Source organism: Dactylosporangium sp. CA-233914 (assembly GCF_050942935.1).
Taxonomy (GTDB): Bacteria; Actinomycetota; Actinomycetes; order Mycobacteriales; family Micromonosporaceae; genus Dactylosporangium.
The window spans coordinates 12926235-12944987 of the sequence record NZ_CP192030.1 but is presented as its reverse complement, the minus strand read 5'-3'; the positions used below and the strand labels follow the sequence as shown (position 1 = coordinate 12944987).

At 70.8% G+C, this 18753-nt stretch carries 19 protein-coding genes; 9 read left to right on the top strand and 10 right to left on the bottom strand.

Annotated elements, in window-relative coordinates:
• Positions 1–221: 221 nt before the first annotated feature.
• From ACQPY0_RS58060 to ACQPY0_RS58045, 4 genes are all read right to left on the bottom strand, one after another.
• Entirely contained in the window at positions 222–935 is a 714-nt protein-coding gene (locus tag ACQPY0_RS58060) for an AIM24 family protein (protein WP_432982236.1), read from the bottom strand.
• A gap of 68 nt (positions 936–1003) precedes the next feature.
• A complete protein-coding gene (locus ACQPY0_RS58055; RefSeq protein WP_432982233.1) occupies positions 1004–1729 on the bottom strand; it encodes an AIM24 family protein in 726 nt (241 codons plus the stop codon).
• 66 nt (positions 1730–1795) lie between these two features.
• Positions 1796–2149, bottom strand: a complete 354-nt coding sequence (locus tag ACQPY0_RS58050; RefSeq protein WP_432982230.1) for a metallopeptidase family protein — start codon at positions 2147–2149, stop codon at positions 1796–1798.
• A 52-nt stretch (positions 2150–2201) separates the two neighbouring features.
• Positions 2202–2627, bottom strand: a complete 426-nt coding sequence (locus tag ACQPY0_RS58045) for an OsmC family protein (RefSeq protein WP_432982227.1) — start codon at positions 2625–2627, stop codon at positions 2202–2204.
• A gap of 145 nt (positions 2628–2772) precedes the next feature.
• On the opposite strand from ACQPY0_RS58045, the gene ACQPY0_RS58040 reads away from it, so the two are divergent.
• The 3 genes from ACQPY0_RS58040 (at position 2773) to ACQPY0_RS58030 (ending at position 5156) form a co-directional block, all read left to right on the top strand.
• Complete coding sequence (locus ACQPY0_RS58040) at positions 2773–3450, top strand: hypothetical protein (RefSeq protein ID WP_432982224.1); 678 nt, start codon at positions 2773–2775, stop codon at positions 3448–3450.
• Between the two features lie 90 nt (positions 3451–3540).
• Positions 3541–4359, top strand: coding sequence for an HAD family hydrolase (locus tag ACQPY0_RS58035; protein ID WP_432982221.1), 819 nt, complete (start codon positions 3541–3543; stop codon positions 4357–4359).
• Entirely contained in the window at positions 4356–5156 is an 801-nt protein-coding gene (locus tag ACQPY0_RS58030) for an HAD family hydrolase (RefSeq protein ID WP_432982218.1), read from the top strand. Before ACQPY0_RS58035 ends, ACQPY0_RS58030 begins: the two co-directional genes overlap by 4 nt.
• Before the next feature lie 132 nt (positions 5157–5288).
• Here the strand turns inward: ACQPY0_RS58030 and ACQPY0_RS58025 are convergent, their stop codons facing one another.
• Positions 5289–5843, bottom strand: a complete 555-nt coding sequence (locus tag ACQPY0_RS58025) for a bacterial proteasome activator family protein (RefSeq protein ID WP_432982215.1) — start codon at positions 5841–5843, stop codon at positions 5289–5291.
• A 125-nt stretch (positions 5844–5968) separates the two neighbouring features.
• Between ACQPY0_RS58025 and ACQPY0_RS58020 the strand changes: the two genes are divergently transcribed.
• A complete protein-coding gene (locus tag ACQPY0_RS58020; protein ID WP_432982212.1) occupies positions 5969–6787 on the top strand; it encodes an alpha/beta hydrolase family protein in 819 nt (272 codons plus the stop codon).
• Positions 6788–6912: 125 nt separating this feature from the next.
• The gene (locus ACQPY0_RS58015; RefSeq protein WP_432982209.1) at positions 6913–8124 is read left to right on the top strand and encodes an ABC transporter substrate-binding protein; all 1212 of its coding nucleotides are present in this window, start codon (positions 6913–6915) and stop codon (positions 8122–8124) included.
• Here ACQPY0_RS58015 and ACQPY0_RS58010 read toward each other — a convergent pair.
• A complete protein-coding gene (locus tag ACQPY0_RS58010; RefSeq protein ID WP_432982206.1) occupies positions 8110–8508 on the bottom strand; it encodes a hypothetical protein in 399 nt (132 codons plus the stop codon). The two genes, ACQPY0_RS58015 and ACQPY0_RS58010, sit on opposite strands and share 15 nt — an antisense overlap.
• A 102-nt stretch (positions 8509–8610) precedes the next feature.
• On the bottom strand, positions 8611–9048 hold the full coding sequence (locus tag ACQPY0_RS58005; RefSeq protein WP_432982203.1) for a PaaI family thioesterase: 438 nt from the start codon (positions 9046–9048) through the stop codon (positions 8611–8613).
• A gap of 86 nt (positions 9049–9134) precedes the next feature.
• Between ACQPY0_RS58005 and ACQPY0_RS58000 the strand changes: the two genes are divergently transcribed.
• Both ACQPY0_RS58000 and ACQPY0_RS57995 read left to right on the top strand, forming a co-directional pair.
• The gene (locus ACQPY0_RS58000) at positions 9135–10487 is read left to right on the top strand and encodes an ABC transporter substrate-binding protein (RefSeq protein WP_432982200.1); all 1353 of its coding nucleotides are present in this window, start codon (positions 9135–9137) and stop codon (positions 10485–10487) included.
• A 94-nt stretch (positions 10488–10581) separates the two neighbouring features.
• Positions 10582–10824, top strand: a complete 243-nt coding sequence (locus ACQPY0_RS57995; protein ID WP_432982197.1) for a hypothetical protein — start codon at positions 10582–10584, stop codon at positions 10822–10824.
• Positions 10825–10858: 34 nt separating this feature from the next.
• Here ACQPY0_RS57995 and ACQPY0_RS57990 read toward each other — a convergent pair whose 3' ends face one another.
• The 3 genes from ACQPY0_RS57990 to ACQPY0_RS57980 form a co-directional block, all read right to left on the bottom strand.
• Complete coding sequence (locus ACQPY0_RS57990; protein WP_432982194.1) at positions 10859–12121, bottom strand: hypothetical protein; 1263 nt, start codon at positions 12119–12121, stop codon at positions 10859–10861.
• 2262 nt (positions 12122–14383) lie between these two features.
• On the bottom strand, positions 14384–15664 hold the full coding sequence (locus ACQPY0_RS57985; RefSeq protein ID WP_432982191.1) for a cryptochrome/photolyase family protein: 1281 nt from the start codon (positions 15662–15664) through the stop codon (positions 14384–14386).
• Positions 15661–16617 carry a phytoene/squalene synthase family protein gene (locus ACQPY0_RS57980; RefSeq protein WP_432982188.1) on the bottom strand — a complete coding sequence of 319 codons (957 nt, stop codon included), beginning with the start codon at positions 16615–16617 and terminating at the stop codon, positions 15661–15663. The genes ACQPY0_RS57985 and ACQPY0_RS57980 overlap by 4 nt, the downstream gene beginning before the upstream one ends.
• A gap of 105 nt (positions 16618–16722) precedes the next feature.
• Here ACQPY0_RS57980 and crtI point away from each other — a divergent pair, with 105 nt between their 5' ends.
• Positions 16723–18213: a phytoene desaturase family protein gene (gene crtI, locus ACQPY0_RS57975; RefSeq protein WP_432982185.1), complete on the top strand. Its 1491-nt coding sequence runs from the start codon at positions 16723–16725 to the stop codon at positions 18211–18213.
• A 4-nt stretch (positions 18214–18217) separates the two neighbouring features.
• Positions 18218–18745, top strand: coding sequence for an isopentenyl-diphosphate Delta-isomerase (gene idi / locus ACQPY0_RS57970; RefSeq protein WP_432982182.1), 528 nt, complete (start codon positions 18218–18220; stop codon positions 18743–18745).
• Positions 18746–18753 lie beyond the last annotated feature (8 nt).

Below are 18753 nucleotides of genomic sequence, written 5' to 3'. Positions count from 1 at the left end.
GCTCGCCCGCCGGATACTTCCGGCATATGCGTTCTATCGCGATTTCATCGAGCGGCCGGCCCGGCTCGGACCGTGCTCGCGTCGGCGATGTCCAGCGCCGCGGTCTCGTTCGCCACAGCCCAGCCGGCGGTGCGAGCGGTCACCCTCGTGCCCGCGCCGCGCGACCGGCCACCAGGTCGCGCGGCGCGGGGTAAGCGCGAGGCGCCACCCGGGGAGCGGGGTCAGCCGCCGAGCACACCGCCCAGGATGCCTCCGCCGCTGCTCTGCTGAGCCGGCGCCGGCTTGCCCTCGCTGGGCTGGACGATCACGAAGCCCTGGCCCGAAAGCGCCAGCTGGAAGAGCTCGCCCGAGCCGCCGCGCAGCATCGACTTGAGGCTCTGGTTCTTCTGGATGGTCGTCTGCAGGCTGCTCGACCAGCCCACGACGGCGTCCGTGTCGACGCACACCGGCGCCTGCGGGCTCACCGGAATCACGATCGGCGCGCCCTCGGAGGCGATGGCGAGCCGACCCTGGCCGGTGAAGACGCAGTTGAACAGGCCGCCGCCGAACATACCGGCGCCGCGGACCATCTGGATGTCGTACTTCAGCGACGGATCGAAGCAGAGCACGTTGCGCCCGTTGATGGACAGGGCGTCGTTCGGCTCGATGTCCAGGATGAAGCAGTCGGCCGCCCCGGAGGCGAACCAGACCTCGCCCTGGCCGCGGACGGACATGAGGGACACGCCCTCGCCCGTGACCGCGCGCTTGAGGAAGTTGCCGACGCCCTGGCTCTTCACCTCGAAGCCGAGGTTGCCGCGGAACGCGACCATCGCGCCCTGGCGGGCCAGGACCTCGCCGTTGACGGCGTACTTGACGCACTTGTGGTGTTGCAGGCTCATGCCTGCCTGGGTCGGGGGTTGGGCCATATTCTCGGCCTTGAAGATGTCACCTCGCACGAACGGCAGCGTAGCGAACGGCAACGGGCCCTCCACGCGCTGGTGGAGGGCCCGTTGTCAAGCTGGCGTCAGTCGCCGATCAGGCCGCCGAGCATGCCGCCGCTCTGTTGCTGGCCGCTGGCCGCGCCCGGCGCCGGCTCCTCGGAGGGCTGGACGACGACGAAGCCCTGCCCGGCGAAGCTCATCGTGAACGCCTCGCCGGTCCTGCGGCCGATGAGCGTGCCGAGGCCGAGCTGCTCGGCGCGGTGGTACCCGGTCTGCAGGGTCGCCGACCAGCAGATCGCGGCCTGCGGGTCGACGTACGTCGGCTGGTCGACCGTCAGCACCACCGGGATGCCCTTGGTCGTGATCGCGAGCCGGCCCCGGCCGGTGAAGACGCAGTTGAACAGGCCCGCGGACGACAGCATGCCCATGCCCTGGACCATCTTGATGTCGTACTGCAGCGTCGGCTCGAACGCGAGCACGTTCGCCCCGTTGATCGAGATCGCGTCGCCCTGCTCGAGGTCGATGAGGTGTACCTCCGCGGCCCGGTCGGCGAAGAAGACGTCCCCGCGCCCGCTGCACTTCATCAGCGGCACGCCCTCACCGGTCAGCTTGGACTTGAGCCACTTGCCCACGCCGCCCGAACCGAGCGCCTGGAACTGTACCTGGCCCTGGTAGGCGACCATCGACCCCTGCCGGGCCATGATCTCGCCGTTGAGCTCGGCCTTGAGCAGCTTGGAGTTCTGCAGCCGCAGACCGGGTTCTTGCGACTCCTTCTCCATGTTTTCGGCGGCGAACAGCGCACTGCGCATCCTGGCTCGTCCTCTCGAAGACGTACTGGCAACCGCACAGTGACGGTAGATGGTTGGCGCAACCCCTCAGTCCCAGCCCAGCGCGTGCAGCCGTTCGTCGGAGATGCCGAAATGGTGTGCGATCTCGTGCACGACGGTGATCGCCACCTCGTCCACCACGTCGTCCTCATCGTCACAGATCGTGAGGATGGGATTACGGTAAATCGAGATCCGGTCCGGCAGCACCCCGGCGTAGTCCCAGCCGCGCTCGGTCAGCGCGTGCCCCTCGTAGAGCCCCAGCAGGTCCGGATCATCCGGGGGCGCGTCGTCGACGACCAGGATCACCACGTTGTCCATGAGGTCGAGCAGCTCCGGCGGCACCTCGTCGAGGGCCTCCCCGACCAGCTCCTCGAACCGCTCCTTGCTCATCCGTACCGGCATGCGAAGAGGGTCCCCGAAAACGGGAACCCTCTCAAGAACGTTTGAAAGAACGTCAGACGAGCTGAGCGTCGAGGGTGATCTCGACCGCGGCGAGCGCCTTCGAGATCGGGCAGCCGGCCTTGGCGTCCTGCGCCTGCTTCTCGAACTCGGCGGCGTCGATGCCGGGGACGTCACCGCGGGTGGTCAGGTCGATGCGGGTGATGGCGAAGCCGCCCTCCACCTGGCCGAAGTGCACGGCCGCCGACGTCTCGACCGAGGTCGGCGTGAAGCCGGCCTTGGCCAGGCCGTTGGACAGCGCCATCGAGTAGCACGCGGCGTGGGCCGCGGCGACGAGCTCCTCGGGGTTGGTGCCCTTGCCCTCTTCGAAGCGCGACGGGAACGAGTAGTTGCCCTGGAACGTGCCCGAGCCGGTGGAGACGGTGCCGGCGCCGGAGCGGAGGTCGCCCTCCCAGCGGGCGGATGAAGTGCGAGTTGGCATGAACCAGACGCTAGTCCATTCCGTGTCGCCGGTGGGATGAGCCCGGCATACGGAAGGGAGGAAACCCGATGGTGCCCTCTTCGCCGCCGGTGGCCGGCTCGCGCGCGACCCCCGCCTGACACGTCGGGGCTCTACCATGCGGGGCATGCCTGAGCAGCCCGCATCCATGCCGGAGATCCTCGCTCCCGCACCACTGGAAGTGCCGAAAGCGGATTCTTCAGTACCGCATGAGCGTCGCCGCCCGAACGTGTTCGCGCTCGGGCTGCTGGCGGTCGGGTTCGGGCTCGCGATCGCCGCGCAGTACCTGCCCTGGGGCTCGTTCACCCTCACCGGCAGCCGCTCGATGATCACCGACGAGGAGCTGACTGGCGGCGTGCCCGCGGGCGGGCGGACGGTTGAGGTGCCGCTGACGTACCTCAACACCGCCCACGTGTCGATGTACCTCCTCACGCTCGCGCTCGCGCTGGCCGGCCTGGCCGTGGTGTTCACCGCGACCGGTGCGACCCGCCGCGTCGCCGCCGGGATCAGCGGCGGCATGCTCGCCGCCAACGTGCTCGTGCTGGTCGGCCTCAAGAGCGTCATCGACCACATGAGCAACTCGGACTTCTCGTTCCTGCTCGTGTCCACCCCCAACGCGAAGAGCGGGCCCGGATACCTCCTGGCCTACTCGGCCGTCCTGGTGCTCGCCGCGGCCCTGCTCCTGTCGCTGCGCAGCACCCCGTCAGGGACGGCGCTGCTCGGCTCCCGCCGCCGCGCCGACGAGCCGGACGGGGCTGAGCCGCTCGAGCTCACCGTGACCTCCGTACCGCCGGCGTTTCGGTAAACGTTCGGTCGAGTTTCACTCGCAGCCTGTCACCGGTGCGGATCCGGAGGTACGTTTGCTGCCCCGCTCACGGCGGAAGGAGCAGCCAGAATGCGCGGTCCAGCCCTCCCGAAACTGATCGCCACCGACCTCGACGGCACCCTCGTGCACAGCGACGAGAGCGTGAGCACGTACACGCATGAGGTCCTCGAGCGCGTCCGTGCGGCCGGCATCCACGTGGTCGGCGCGACCGGCCGCGGCCCGCGCCTCACCGAGCTCGTGCGCCGCGACATCCCCGCCGCCGACTTCCTGGTCATGGGCGGCGGCAGCCGCGTGGTCGACATGCGCGACCCCGAGCACCCGCTGGTCCTGCGCGACGAGCGTCTCGACGGCACCGTCCTCGCCGAGGTGCTGACCCGCCTGGAGCGGGAGCTCGGCACCCTGTCGGTGCTCATCGAGGCGGGCGACCACCACGACGCCCCGCTGTGGGGCGACGCCGATCCCAACTGGCGCTACGACGCCGTCGAGGCCCGCGTGCGCGCCGAGTGCCTGACCGGCCCGGTGATCAAGGGCTTCGCCCGCCACCCCCGGTGCGACGTCGACGACCTGCTCGCCACCGCCCAGCGCCTGATCCCGGCCGACATGGCCACGGTCACCCAGGCCGGCCTCGGATACATCGAGATCTGCCCGCCCGGCGTCGACAAGGCCACCGGCCTCATGGTCGTCGCCACGGCCCTGGGCATCGACCCCGGGGACATCCTCGTCTTCGGCGACATGCCCAACGACATCCCGATGTTCCGCTGGGCCGGATTCGCCCGCGTCGCCGTCGCCAACGCCCACCCCCAGCTGCGCGCGCTGGCGGACGAGACGACGCTCACCAACGACGAGGACGGCGTGGCGGCCTATCTGGACGCTATGTTGAGGCTGTGAAACTGGTCGCGACGGATCTGGACGGCACCCTGGTCCGCGGCGACCGCACCGTGAGCCCGCGCACGATCGACGTCTTCCAGCGCCTGCACTCGCGGGGCGTGGTCATCGTGCTCGTCACGGGTCGCCCGATTCGCTGGATCTCCCCCGTGTACGACCAGCTGAACGTCGCCGCCCTGGCGATCTGCGCCAACGGGGCCACGACGTACGACCCGGCCACCGACACCATCGTCCACAGCGCCCCGCTTTCGGCCGACGTCCTGGCCGAGGTGTGCGCCCGCCTGCGCGCCGAGGTCCCGGGCGTGGTCTTCGCGGTCGAGCGCGACGGCGGCCGCCAGATGCGCCACGAGCCCGACTTCCCCGTCGGCCCGTGGGAGGCCGACCATCATTCCGTGGCCCCGGCGCCCCTGACCGAGATCCTGACCCGCCCGGCCGCCAAGCTCCTGGTCCGCGCCGGCGTGCAGCCGCCCGACGAGTTCACCGCCCGCGTCGGCGCCTGCCTGTCCGGGCTGGCCGAGGCGACCAACTCGTCATCCAGCGGCATGGTGGAGGTCTCAGCCGCGGGCGTGACGAAGGCGTCAGCCCTGGCCCGCGTGGCCCGCACCCACGCGATCGACACCGCGGACGTGATCGCCTTCGGCGACATGCCGAACGATCTGCCAATGCTGACCTGGGCGGGCCGCGGCGTGGCGATGTCGAACGGCCACCCGGCGGTTCGCGCGGCCGCCCACGACGTGACAAAGGCCCCGAACGAGGAGGATGGCGTGGCCGAGTATCTGGAGCGCCTCTTCGGCTTCTGACCCTCGTGCCTGGCTCTGCGCGGGCGGCGGCCGGTGCTGGTCGAGTCTGCGCTGGAGGGCGGCTCGTCAGGCTGTGCGCAGCGGGCTCGGCCGGCGCGCCTTTGATCGGTGCCGGTCGAGCCCGCGTCAGGGTTACAGGTATTGGCCGGTGCCCGAAGGAGAGTGGGCCGGCTGGGTGCCGGGGCCGCCGGGGCCGCCGGGGCCGCCGGGGCCACCGGTCAGGGCCGGGCGGCCGCGCATCTGCTCCAGCTGCACCCGGGCCGCCATCTGCTGGGCGACCAGGGCGGCCTGGATGCCGTGGAAGAGGCCCTCCAGCCAACCGACCAGCTGAGCCTGGGCGATGCGCAGCTCGGCCTCGCTCGGCGTGGCGTCGTCCTCGAAGGGCAGGGACAGGCGCTCCAGCTCCTCGCGCAGCTCCGTGGCGAGGCCGTCCTCCAGCTCGGTGATCGAGCGGCGGTGGATCTCCTTGAGGCGGTGCCGGCCGGCCTCGTCGAGCGGGGCGGCACGGACCTCCTCGAGGAGCTGCTTGATCATGCTGCCGATGCGCATGACCTTGGCCGGCTGCTCGATCAGCTTGCTCGGGTCCTCCGTGTTCTCGTCGTCACCGGTGGACATCGTGCCCAGCGGCCGCCCGTCCGGGCCGACGACCAGCACGGTGCGAGACTCGTCCTGCGCCTCTTCTGCCATGCCCCCTAGTCTGGCGCACCCCTCTCGCGAGCGACCACCAAGGGGGGCCGGACCACCGGGCCGTGACCATCAAAGGGCGCGACCGGCCTCTGTTGCCACCCTTCGTGACGCGATAACGTCTGCCGGTGACGAGCGATCCCCGGGACGTGCTGAGCCGTCCGGCCCCGGCACCGGACTTCACGCTGCGCTACGGAGAGCATCCGGATCATGTCGCGGATGTCCGGCTCCCGGCCGTACCGAATGCTCCCCTCGTCCTGTTTCTGCACGGCGGTTTCTGGCGCCACGAGTGGGATCGGGCGCACGCCGGGCCGCTCGCCGCGGACCTCGCCGCCCGGGGCTACGCCGTCGCGACGATCGAGTTCCGGCGGACCGGGCAGCCCGGCGGGGGATGGCCGGGCACGTTCTCGGACGTGGCCGCCGCGGCGGTGGCCGTACCGGATCAGCTGGCCAAGGAGATCGCGCACCGCGGGCTGCTGCCGGTGTCGGTCGACCGGCCGATCCTGGCCGGTCACTCGGCCGGCGGGCACCTCGCACTCTGGTATGCCTCGGTCGCCCCGGACGCCGTCGGCGGCGTGGTGGCGCTGGCGCCGGTGGCCGACCTGACCAGGGCGTACGAGCTGGATCTCGACGACGGTGCCGTGGCCGACCTGCTCGGCGGCGACCCCGACAGCGCCCCGGACGCCTACCGGTCGGCGGACCCGCTGCGAAACCTGCCATCGACGGTACGGACCGTGATCGTGCACGGCGCCGACGACACCATCGTGCCCGTGGCGCTGTCCCGCGACTACTGCCGCGTCGCGCGCCGGGCCGGCGACGACGCCACCCTGGTCGAGCTGGCCGGTGTCGAGCACTTCGGAGTCATCGATCCGCTGTCGGCGGCCTGGCCGGCGGTCCTGGCGGCGTTCGGCACACTGACCAGGGGCGAGGCCGTGGAAGGCGGCTGACCGGCCGCCGATTGACTGTCCGGCGCGATGACGGTAGGAAGCAGCGTGGGTTGTAGGCTCGTGGCTCGCGAGGAGCGCGGGCAGTCGACGCCCGCGCAGCGCGGGGCCCCGGGGAGGAAACGCACGTGTCCCACCTGAACCGCCGTCAGGCGCTCCGGCTGTTCGCGGCCGCGGGTGCGGCGGGCCTGGCCGCGCCGATCCTGTCCGCGTGCAGCAGCTCCGGCGACGCCTCGACCGCCAGCGTCGACGTGCCGAGCGGGCCGCCCATCAAGCTCGGCATGATCGTGCCGCAAGCGGGCCTCTACAAGGACCTGGGCACCGAGCTCGACAACGGCTTCAGTCTCTACCTGCGGCTGCACGACAACAAGCTCGGCGGCCGCCAGGTCAACCTGGTCAAGGCCGACGAGGGCGAGTCCGGCGACAGCGGCAAGGCCGCCGCCGAGAAGCTCGTCAAGGAGGAGAAGGTCCTCGCGGTCACCGGCGTGGTCAACCCGCAGGCGATCCTCGCGATGAAGGACACCTTCGAGACCGCGCAGATCCCGCTCATCGGCTCGAACGCCTCGCCGCCGACGCTGCAGGGCGCGAAGTACATCTGGCGCACGTCCTTCGTGTCCGACGAGCCCGGCCGCGCGATCGCGCGCTGGGCGGCGGACAACGCCGACGGTCAGCTCGTCGTGGTCGGGCAGACCGGCCCGGGCGGCGAGACCGACGACATCACCAACTTCGTGGACGCGTACAAGAGCGCCGGCGGCAACGTGTCCGGCCAGCCGCGCACGGTCGCGTTCGGCACCAAGGACTTCGGCTCGCTGCTGAACCAGATCAAGGGCACCTCTGGCGTCACCGCCATGTATGCCATGTTCAGCGGGGTGTCGGCGATCGAGTTCGTCAAGCAGTACAAGAACGCGCGCTTTCCCGGGAATTTCAAGCTCTTCGCCCCCGGCAGCCTCACCGAGGGCTATGTGCTCAAGCAGGAGGGCGACGCGGCCCGGGACATCTACACGGCGCTGAACTACTCGCCCGACCTGGACAACGCGGCCAACCGGCGCTTCGTGGCCGACTACCAGAAGGTCTTCGGCACCGTCCCGTCGACCTACGCGATGGCCTCCTACGATGCCGCCGCCGTGCTCGACAAGGCGGTCACGGACGCGACGAAGAGCCTCGACTCGTTCAACCTCAACGCGGCGATCGGCCGCCTCGGCCAGATCGACAGCCCGCGCGGCGGGTGGCAGTTCGGGCAGAACCGTTCGCCGCTGCAGCGGTGGTATCTGCGGCAGGTCCGCAACGACGGCGCCGTGGTGTCCAACGTGCTGACCGCGGAGCTGCTAACCCGCGGCTAGCCCCCGCCGTTTCAGCGTCGCCACCGCCGAGCCCGCCAGTGTGAGCAGGCACTCCGGCAGCTTGCCATCGACCAGCGCCACGGTGAACAGGGCCGTGCCGCTGGGCGCGTCCTCGTTGACGTACGCGCTCACGAACCGCGCCACCCAGCGCTTGTCGTAGTTAGCATCGTCGATGTCCGGGAAGTCCAGCCGCCATGGCCCGCGGGCCAGGTTGTCGCCCACCATCTCGCCGGCCAGGCGCCACGCGACGTCGTACGCGGCGCTCATGCCGCGCCGGTCCACCACCGAGTCGAAGGTGTGCACCACGGCGTCCTCGTCGCCCGCGAGCGCCGATTCCAGGACCTGGGTGGCGTCCTGATACGTCTCGTCTCCCGGGTCATCCACGCCGCAACGGTATGTCGCGGGGTCAAGGCCCGCCGCATTCTTCCGGTCCTGCATCTTGTACCGCTTGTGCCGCGCCGGCCACGCCAGGTGACCGTAGTCGTGCTAGTTCCGGCGCAGGGCGCAGGTCAGCCGGGCGGTGCAGATCCGCTCGCCGTCCTCGCCGCTGATGACGATCTCGTACGTCGCGATCAGGCCCCCGAGCCGCAGCGGCGTCGCCACACCCGTGACGGTCCCGGTGCGCGCGGCCTTGTGGTGGGTCGCGTTGATGTCGATACCGACCGCGATGCCGTTGTAGAGCCGGGCGGCGTGCAGGGCCGACCCGATCGAGCCGAGCGTCTCGGCGAGAACGACCGAGGCGCCACCGTGCAGCAGACCGTACGGCTGGGTGTTGCCCTCCACCGGCATCGTCCCGACGACCCGCTCGGGGGAGGCCTCCAGGATTTCGATGCCCATGCGTTCGCCCAGCGTCCCCTGCATCGAGAGGCCACCCGGCAGCCCTTCACTGACAGTGATTTCGGGCCCGGTCTCCTGATCAGCCATGCCGGGAAGCGTACTCGCGCCCCCACTGTGTTGATGAGAACGTCCGCGCTAAGGTGCGCACGGCACCTTTGGGGAGGAGAAGGCCCATGCGCACACGGTCGGCCCGAGCCATCGTGGGAGCGATCACGGTGATTGGGGTGCTGCTCGCCGCGGCCGGCTGCGCCTCCACCGCGAAGAGTGACGAGCAGACCGCTCCGGCGGCCGACATCCGGCTGTACGGCACCGACGGCAACATGGCCAACTCGTTCGGCGACGCCCTCAAGGACTCGCCGGCCGTCCTCAACGGTATGAAAGGTACGACCCCGCTCACGCCCCTCAGCGAGGACTTCAAGCGGCGCGTCAAGAGCATCGATTCGACGCTGACCGACTTCAACTACGCCGGCGAGTCCTACGACGCCGTCGTCATCGCTGCCCTGGCCGCCGAGACCGCCAAGACCGTCGATCCGGCCGCGATCGCCAAGCAGATGATCGGGGTCACTACGGGTGACAACGTCTGCGACACCGTGGCCGCGTGCCTGACCGCCGCGAAGTCGGGCAAGGACTTCAAGTACCGTGGCGTCTCCCTGCGCAGCAGCGGCTTCACGTCCGTCGGCGAGCCGTCCGCGGCGATGTACGGCGTGCTCAACTTCGGCTCCGGCAACACGATCGACGACGCCAAGACCGAGTTCGTCGGCGCCGGCGACGACAAGGCCGAGGACAAGACCGCGCCGCCGGCCCCCGGCCAGCCCGCCAAGGGCCAGCAGCCGAAGCCCGCGCTGAAGTACGGCCTGCTGCTGCCGAAGACCGGCGCGCTCGCGTTCCAGGGCGCGCCGATGTTCGCCGCCGCCAAGCTCGCCATCAAGGAGATCAACGAGGCCGGTGGCGTGCTCGGCCAGCCGGTGCAGGCCGTCGAGGGCGACGACGGCACCAACCCGGACGTGGCCAAGGCCCAGGCCGCGCAGTTCATCTCCCAGGGCGTCGCCGTGATCATCGGAGCCGGCGCCTCGGGCGTGAGCAAGGCGGTCATCCCGCAGATCGCGCTGGCCGGCCGGGTGATGATCTCGCCGTCGGCGACCTCCGACGAGCTGAGCAAAGCCGACGACAAGGGCTTCTTCTTCCGTACCTCCCCGCCGGACAATCTGCAGGCCAAGGCGGTTGCCGACATCATCATGCGCGACGGGCACTCCAAGGTCGCGATCGTCGCCCGCGGCGACAGCTACGGCAACGGCCTCGCCGAGGGGGTCAAGGCGGACCTGATCGCGGCCGGCATCAAGCAGGACAACATTCTGGTCAAGACCTACGACGCCAAGGACAAGTACGACAAGTCCGAGGGCCCGGGCCTGTTCAACCCGATCGCGACGAGCATCAAGAACTTCGGCGCGACCGGCATCCTGGTCGTCGGCTTCGACGAGTCCGCGATGGCGATCAAGGCCCTGGTCAGCTCCGGAGTCAAAGCCTGAGTCAACTTTTGTGCCTCGCGGCGGGCTCGCGTGACGCGGGCCCAGGGCCTACGGTGAACCCGATTGCCCCCGAGTCAGGTGAGAGGACCACCGGATGAGCGACAACGAGACCGTCGAGACCCGCGGCGAAGAGCGCGTGGAGCTTCTCGTCGGCGACACGAACAACGACGGCAAGGCCGACCTCTGGGCGGTCGACACCGACGGGGACGGCAAGGCGGACCTGTTCCAGTTCGACACCAACGGCGACGGCCAGGTCGACATCACCATGAGCGACCTGGACCAGGATGGCACCCCCGAGACGGTCGTCGACGGCGACGGCGGCCTGCCCCCGGCCTGAGCCTCCTCCTTCTGTGAAGCAGCGCGGATGAGCGTTATCCGCGCTGCTTCGCCACGTAGTCGCGCCACTGCTGCTCGAGCTGGTCCCGCCCGACGCCGAGCACCTCCCGAGCGACCGACTCGACCTCCGAGAGCCGCTGAAAGGCCTCGTAGAAGGCGACAAGCTTGGCCTGCCCGTACGTCTCGGCGATCATCCGGCACGCGAGCCACCCGCTCACGTAGTTGCGCGGCTCGTCGTAGAACTCCTTGTCGGTCGGGAACTTGTCGATCTTGATGTCCCCGAGCGCCTGCCGAATCCCCGCCGCGTTGAACTTCCCGTCCTTGTAGGCGACGTACTCCGCGAAGCCCTCGACGACCCACCGCGGCGTGTACGGCCCGGTGACCGGCCCCATCGCCGCGTGCGTGAACTCGTGCGTGAGGTCATGCTGGAGCTCGGCCTTGGGCGCCGAGAGCTCGCTCGGGTTGAACACGACCCGCGTGGTCGCGTACGCCGGCCGAGCCGACCACTCCGCGACACCGCTGTAGTACGGCACCGCGATCGCCGCCACCTGCGCGACCCGATCCTGCGACTCCGCGAAGTACGTGTCGAAGATCTTCCGATCCGTCACCGCGGTCAGCAGCACCTTGCCGTCCCACCCGTTCGGCCGTACCGCCGCCACTTGCTGCAGCCCCGTCTCGGCCAGCTGCAGCAGCGTCCGGCCCGCGTCCCCACCGGCGTCGGCGGAGAGCACGGCCACGACCCGGTCATTGCGCACGACGGTGATCGCCCCCGCCGCGTCCCAAGGCTGCCCAGCCTCCCCGGTCGGCAGGTCCTTTCCGACCCCGTCCCCGGCGATGACCCACCTGCCCTGCGAGTAGCCGAACACCGCGAGCCACGGCGTCGCGACAGGCTTGCTGTCGACCCCGTCGATCCGATGCCGCACGGTGACCGCCACAACCTTCACGGCCGCGTGATACTGATCGAACAGCTGCGAGGGAAGAAACGCGGCCATCTTGGGCGCCGACTGCGCGGTCCGCTCGAAGCTGAGCTCGGCGAACGGCATCTTGGTAAGGTTCTCGAACTGCTGCCGCTGCCGCTGGACGAACCCCGAGTCCCGCTGATCGACGTCGGCCATCCACCCACCGAGGTCCTTGCGCTTGACGGCCTCGGCATGCCGGGCAAGCACGGCGTCGATCGCCTTCCCCCCGACCTCGGGCCGGACGTCGACCCAGGAGACAGCACTGGGCGCGTTGTCGTGCCCCCGCAGCACGTACGCCGCGGCCGCCCCGCCCCCGAGAGCCAGCAACATGCTGACCACGAGCAGCGTCGTGAGAACGGGCCAGAGATAACTGCGCCGCGGCTGAGGCGGCAGCTGCGGATACCCAACACCGCCAGGCGAAGGCGGCGCCCCGAGATAAGCCGACCCAAAATGCGCCCCCGCCGCAACCTGCGACGAGCCGTTCCCAGGCGCCGCCCCGAGGTGTGGTGGAACGAAGCGCGGCGGGATGCTCCCAGGCCCCGCCGCAAGGTGTGGATGGACGGTGTGTGGAGGAGCATTCCCGAACGGTGGCGCAGCGCGTAGCGGGGCAGCGTGCGGCGGCGCGCTTCCGGTCAGCGGCACAAGGTGTGGAGGGGCGCCCCCGGACGGAGGCGGGGGGACGTGTGGTGGCGTGATGTGCGGTGGGGCACTGTGCGCTAACGCGCTCCCGAGCGTCGGCGCAAGGTATGGCGGGGCAGCGTGCGGTGGGGCATTCCCGGGCGCCGGCGCAAGGTGTGGCAACGCGTTCCCGGTCGGCGGCGCGGTGTGCGGCGCCGTGTTCCCAGCCGGCGGTGCAAGGTGTGGTGGGGCGCCTTGTGGCGGCGGGGTGTGCGACAGCGGGTTCCCGGTCGGCGGCGTAGCGAGCAGCGGCGTGTTTGCAGCCAGTGGTGCAGGGTGTGGTGGGGTGCCTTGTGGTGGTGGGGTGTGTGGCAGCGGCGCGGTGCGCGGCGGCGTGTTTTCGGCCAGTGGTGCAGGGTGTGGTGGGGCGCCTTGTGGTGGTGGGGTGTGTGGCAGCGGGTTCCCGGTCGGCGGCACAGTGTGCGACGGTGCGCTCTGCGCGGGCGTGATTGGAGGAGAAGCGCTCGGGAACGGCGGAGCGTAAGTCGGCTCGCTCCGAACCGGTGCGGCCTGGGGTGGAGGAACCTGAGCCGATTCGATGCCAGGCGCGGCCGGCGTAGCCTGCGGCAGCGCTGTCCCGGGTGGCGCGGCCTGGAGCGGCTCGTTGTGTGCGGGCGCGGCCTGCGGCGGTGCGACCTGGAGCTGTTCGCCGTGCGCGGGCGCGACCCGGGGTGGCGCGGCCTGGAGCTGGTGGTTGTGCGGTGGTGCGGCCTCGATCGGCTCGTTGTGCGCGGGTGCGGCCTGCGGTGGCGCGGCCTGGAGCTGTTCGCCGTGCGCGGGCGCGACCCGGGGTGGCGCGGCCTGGAACTGCTGGTTGTGCGGTGGCGCGGCCTCGATCGGCTCGCTTTGCGCCGGCGTGACCCGTGGCCGATCGGCTTGGGCGGGCTCGTTTCGCGGCGGGGCGGCGCGAAGCTGTGCGGTGTCGGTTTGGGGGGTCCGCAGGGGTGCGGCGGTTTCCGTAGGGGCAGGTGTGGTGGGCGGCTCGGTGTCGTGGAGTTGCTCCCCCGCGGTGCGCTGCTGCGGGATGCGGGGGGCGCCCTGAACCGTAGGCGCTCCTGATTGTTCTGGTTGCTCCGGTCGTTCCAGGGCGTGCTCGGCCGCCTGTTGGTCTGGGAGCTGGACTGATGGGGGCGGAGCGGCGGTCGGTTCGGGGATCGTCACAGTGCCTGCCGACGTTGGGGGAGAGGGATCACATCCTCCGCCAGCCTGTGCGAGCTTGTCGACCCCGATGGCGGGGAGCCGATGGCCGACGGGCGGCTTGGCGTATGTCACTCGAACGGGTGATACGGGCCTGGAAAACGGCGATTAGGGCCACATGGGATTGCATTGTGCATGTGCATATTCGAGGATGCTCCGTGTTCGTTTCCGAGCGGCGCAGCGCCCGAACCCCCGATTGTGTGCTGACAGGGGTCCGCGCGGTCGGGTGAACGGGCGGGCGTCCAGGCCGTGCTGAGTGGACTCTGGGCGCCCGCCCCGGCTCTGCCGTGGGTGAGTGTCGCCCGCGGCGGCTGGATCGCAACGTGTTGCACTTGTCCTGGAGCGTGTGAAAGGTGGTTCGTCCGGTGGCTGGTACCTCGTATTTTCGGTCGATCAACACGGATGTCCGGTTGCCCCAGCGGGTGCCGGGGGTAGCCCTGAGTGAGACTCGGGGTCGGTTCGCCGGCCTATGGAATCGGGTGGCCGCTGCCGGGAACGCGGGGTGGCCCGGCGGCCGGCGCGACTGGATGGGACTGGATCGCGACCGGACGCGCAACGAAGGCCGCGGATGGTTCGACGCCGTCGTCAACCCGGCCGTCGGCGTTGCCAGGGTGCCGGGCTCGGAGTGCGGTTGGCGGCCGAGCTACGTTCTGGCCCAGCGCCGTCGGTCGTGACAACCTTCATGCCCGCACCCTACGACCACCCCCCGACACCTTTCCCGGGCGACTACCCGACGTCAAGATCAAGTGGCGCAGGGTAGCCGCGCCGCAGGGAGGTCGACTGCTTCCACGGCTCGTGCACCGCTTTGCCCGGAATGTTCGATAATTCCGGCACATAGCGGCGCACGTAGTCGCCCGTCGGGTCGAAGCGTTCCGCCTGGCGCAGGGGGTTGAAGCGGCGGTACGGCTTCGTGTCGTTGCCGGTGCCGGCGACCCACTGCCAGTTGCCGTAGTTGTTCGCCACGTCGCCGTCGAGCAGCAGGTCGAAGAAGTGGTCGCCGCCGGCGCGCCAGTCGACGTGGAGGTGCTTGGTGAGATACGACGCCGTGATGAGCCGGGCCCGGTTGTGCATCCAGCCCTCGGTCAGCAGTTGGCGCATCCCGGCGTCCACGATCGGCACCCCGGTGCGGCCCTCCTGCCAGGCCTGCAGCGCGTCCTGCTCGTCGCGCCACGAGTCCTCGGCGCCGGAACGATACGCCTCGCGCCGTAGCTTGGGAAACGCGAACAGGACCTGGTGGTAGAAGTCGCGCCAGCACAACTGGCGCAGGAACGGCTCGGCGCCGTCCCGGCCGTCGACGCGGGCCGCGACCTCGCGCGGTGACAGGCAGCCGAAGTGCAGGTGCGGGCTCAGCCGCGAGGTCCGGTCGGCGGCGAGATCGTCGTGGCTCTCGCCGTACGACCCCAATTGAGAGATCCACGCCGACAGCCGCCGGCGGCCCGCGGCCTCGCCGCCCCCACCGCTTGTGCCCGATTTAAGCCAAGATTTCGGCATATTTCCGGGCAACGAGATCGCGCGCGGAGCGCCCAGCACATCCCGCCACGACGCCGACCGCCACGCACGGTAGTAGGGAGTGAACACCTTGTAGTGCGAGCCGCCCCCACCGGGCCGCACCTCGGACGGCGGCACGATCGTCACGCCCGGGAACGTCTCGAACGCCAGGCGCTCGGCGGCACACGCCTCGGACAGGCGGCGCTCCCGCGAGCGCGCGTATCCGCTGACGTCGGCGGCCACCGCGATCCCGTCGGCGCCAACGGCCTTGGCCACCCGGACCGCCTCGCGCACCGGATCACCCCGCAGCTCGGCCATGTCGCCCCCGCGCCGGCGCAGCGAGTCGCGCAGGTCGTCCAGGCACTCGCCGAGGAAGCGGCGCCGGTTCTCCCCGGCCGGAAGCGAGGGGTCGTGCACGAAGAGCGGCACCACGTGCTCCGCGGCCCGGACGGAGAGGGCGAGGGCCGGGTTGTCGTGCACGCGCAGGTCACGCGTGAAGAGCACCACCGCCGTTCTCATGCGACGGTACCCCGCAGATCCAGCAGCCCCGCCCCCTCCCGTGGCTGCGGAATGTCCACGGCGGACAGGTTCGGGGCGGCGGGCTGCGCCAGGATGCACGACAGCGCCACCGCGAGCCGCCGCCACTTCGGCACCGTCGCGCGCCGCGAGAACACGTCGTGGTCCTGTGCCTCGACCTCGTCGAGGATTCCGCCGTAAAGCCGGAAGGCCGCGTTCATGCACGCCTGCGAGGCGGGCGCCAGCATCGGGATCCCCGGCGCGGCGAGGGCGTAGTGGCGCCGGGCCACGCTCGTGTAGTACCGAATGAGGCTCTTGATCTTCTCCGAACTTCGCCCTCTGGCGAGCGCCCGTTCGAGATCGGCGCGGGCCACCCCGAACCGGGCGAGGTCGCGCTGCGGCAGATAGATTCGCCCCCGCTGCAGGTCCTCGGCGACGTCGCGGATGAAGTTGGTGAGCTGGAAGGCCAGGCCCAGCTGGCGGGCCGGCTCGCGCGCGGCGGCGCGGTCGGTGGACTCGAGGATCGGCAGCATCATGGTGCCGATGACCGCGGCCGACCCCTCCATGTACTCCAGCAGGTCGTCATAGGTCTCGTACTGCGTGACGGTGAGGTCCATCGCCATGCTGCCGAGGAACTTGCGGAAGTCCTCGAGATCGATGTCGAACACCTGGATCGTGTGCAGCACGGCCGGCAGCAGCGGGTCGTCGGTGTGCCCGCCGCGCAGCCCCCGCAGGAACTCGGCCGACCAGGCGGCGAGCTCGGCGGCCCGCTCCTGCGGCGAGCGCCCCTCGGTGCGGTCGACGATCTCGTCGGCGTAGCGGGTGAACCCGTAGAGCGCGTGGACGTGGCGCCGTTTCCAGGCCGGCAGCAGCCGGGTGGCGAGGTAGTAGGTGCGCCCGTGGAGCCGGTGCAGCGCGCGGCACCGCTCATACGCGGCGGCAAGGGACGCACCCATCTGACCTCCAGGCCTGCGGCAGATCGACGCAGCAATCGACGCAACCGCGAGCCTACGCTACCCTTGCCCTCGCAGCCACTCATCAAACGGATCGGGGGTGTCGCGATGCGCGCCGTCACGGGCCGGACGGATCGGGTCGTGGTCGTGGGTGCCGGGCTGGGCGGGCTCGCCGCGGCGATCCGGCTCGCGGCCGCCGGGCGTGCCGTCACCCTCCTCGAGCGCGAGGACGAGCCGGGCGGGCGGGCCGGCCGGCTCGTCCTCGACGGCTACGAGTTCGACACCGGCCCGACCGTGCTCACCATGCCGGAGCTGCTCGCCGACCTGCTCGGCACGGTCGGCGAGGACCTGGCCGCGTGGCTGCCGATGACGCGGCTCGACCCGGCGTACCGCGCCCACTTCCCCGATGGGTCCACATTGGACGTCATCGCCGACACCGCCCGGATGGCCGGCGAGGTGGCGCGCGTGTGCGGTTCGCGGGAGGCGGACGGGTATCTGCGCTTCGTCGACCACGCCCGCGAGCTGTGGGCGCTGGAGCGCGACGACTTCATCGACCGTAACCTCGACCGCCCGCGCGACCTCGTCACGGCCAACCTGTGGCGGCTGGTCCGCCGCGGCGGCTTCGGCCGGCTGCAGTCCAAAGTGGACTCGTACTTCAAGGATCCGCGCACCCGCCGCATCTTCTCGTTCCAGGCGATGTATGCGGGCGTCGCGCCGCACCAGGCCCTCGCGCTCTACGCGGTCATCGCCTACCTCGACTCCGTCGCCGGTGTCTACTTCCCGCAGGGCGGCATCCACGCGGTGTCGCGGGCCCTGGCCGGCGTGGCCGAGAAGCACGGCGTCGAGATCGTCTACGGCGCCGAGGTCAGCCGGGTCGAGGTGACCGGCGGCCGCGCGACCGCGGTGTCCACTTCGGACGGACGCCGTTTCCCCGCCGATGTGGTCGTGCTCAACCCCGACCTTCCGATCGCGTACCGTGACCTGCTACCCCCCACCCGCTGGCGCAGCCCGCTGCTCGGCCCGCTGCGCTACTCGCCGTCATGCGTTGTGCTGCACGTGGGCTCGCGGCAGGCGTACGCCGCGATCGCGCACCACAACATCCACTTCGGACGGTCGTGGCGCGAGACCTTCGACGAGGTCATCAACCGGGGTCGACTGATGAGTGACCCGTCCCTGCTGGTCACCAACCCGACCCGGACCGACCCGTCGCTCGCCCCCGAGGGCCGCCAGACCTACTACGTGCTCGCCCCGACGCCCAACCTGACCACGAAGCTGCTCGACTGGCGGGGCGGCCTCGCCGGCACCTATCGCCACGAGCTCATCGAGACGCTGCAGCAGCGGGGGTACGTCGGGTTCGGCGACAGCATCGAGGTGTCGCAGTTCGTCACGCCGGCCGACTGGGCCGACCAGGGCCTGGCCGCCGGCACCCCGTTCGCCGCCGCGCACACCCTGCGCCAGACCGGCCCCTTCCGGCCCGGCAACCTCCATCCCACACTGTCCAATGTGGTCTTCGTCGGCTCGGGCACCCAGCCCGGCGTCGGCGTGCCGATGGTTCTCATCTCAGGTCGCCTGGCGGCGTCCCGCATCACCGGGGAGTAGAAAGTTGTCTCGGGAACAAGAACTGGTCGAGCTCGTCGGCAGGGACGGCCGCGCCGCCGGCACCGCCACCGTCGAGGCCGCGCACCGGGCGCCGGGCCGGCTGCACCGCGCCTTCTCGGTTCTGCTGGTCGGCCCGGACGGCCGGCTCCTGCTGCAGCAGCGGGCCGCGGTGAAGACGCGCTTCGCGCTGCGCTGGGCCAACTCCTGCTGCGGGCACCCCGCGCCCGGCGAGCCCGTCGTCGCCGCGGGCGAGCGGCGGTTGCGCGAGGAGCTGGGGGTCTCGGTGCCGCTCAAGGAGGTCGGCGTGTACCTCTACCAGGCCGGCGACCCCGACTCCGGCCGGGTCGAGCACGAGTACGACCACGTGCTGACCGGCGACTACGACGGCCCCGTCCACGCGGACCCGAGCGAGGTCGCCGAGACCGACTGGGTCACTCCCGAGCAGCTCGCCGACCGCCTCGCCCGCTTCCCCGGCCGCTACGCCCCCTGGCTCGGCGGCGTGCTCGACGCCTGGCGCTCCGGCAAGGGATGAGCCACCGG

Bases quoted from the DNA above. Each gene is read 5' to 3' on its own strand.
- ACQPY0_RS58055 (WP_432982233.1), bottom strand. From the start codon at position 1,729: ATGCGCAGTGCGCTGTTCGCCGCCGAAAACATGGAGAAGGAGTCGCAA.
- ACQPY0_RS58050 (WP_432982230.1), bottom strand. From the start codon at position 2,149: ATGCCGGTACGGATGAGCAAGGAGCGGTTCGAGGAGCTGGTCGGGGAG.
- ACQPY0_RS58045 (WP_432982227.1), bottom strand. From the start codon at position 2,627: ATGCCAACTCGCACTTCATCCGCCCGCTGGGAGGGCGACCTCCGCTCC.
- ACQPY0_RS58040 (WP_432982224.1), top strand. From the start codon at position 2,773: ATGCCTGAGCAGCCCGCATCCATGCCGGAGATCCTCGCTCCCGCACCA.
- ACQPY0_RS58035 (WP_432982221.1), top strand. From the start codon at position 3,541: ATGCGCGGTCCAGCCCTCCCGAAACTGATCGCCACCGACCTCGACGGC.
- ACQPY0_RS58025 (WP_432982215.1), bottom strand. From the start codon at position 5,843: ATGGCAGAAGAGGCGCAGGACGAGTCTCGCACCGTGCTGGTCGTCGGC.
- ACQPY0_RS58005 (WP_432982203.1), bottom strand. From the start codon at position 9,048: ATGGCTGATCAGGAGACCGGGCCCGAAATCACTGTCAGTGAAGGGCTG.
- ACQPY0_RS58000 (WP_432982200.1), top strand. From the start codon at position 9,135: ATGCGCACACGGTCGGCCCGAGCCATCGTGGGAGCGATCACGGTGATT.
- ACQPY0_RS57995 (WP_432982197.1), top strand. From the start codon at position 10,582: ATGAGCGACAACGAGACCGTCGAGACCCGCGGCGAAGAGCGCGTGGAG.
- ACQPY0_RS57985 (WP_432982191.1), bottom strand. From the start codon at position 15,664: ATGAGAACGGCGGTGGTGCTCTTCACGCGTGACCTGCGCGTGCACGAC.
- ACQPY0_RS57980 (WP_432982188.1), bottom strand. From the start codon at position 16,617: ATGGGTGCGTCCCTTGCCGCCGCGTATGAGCGGTGCCGCGCGCTGCAC.
- crtI (WP_432982185.1), top strand. From the start codon at position 16,723: ATGCGCGCCGTCACGGGCCGGACGGATCGGGTCGTGGTCGTGGGTGCC.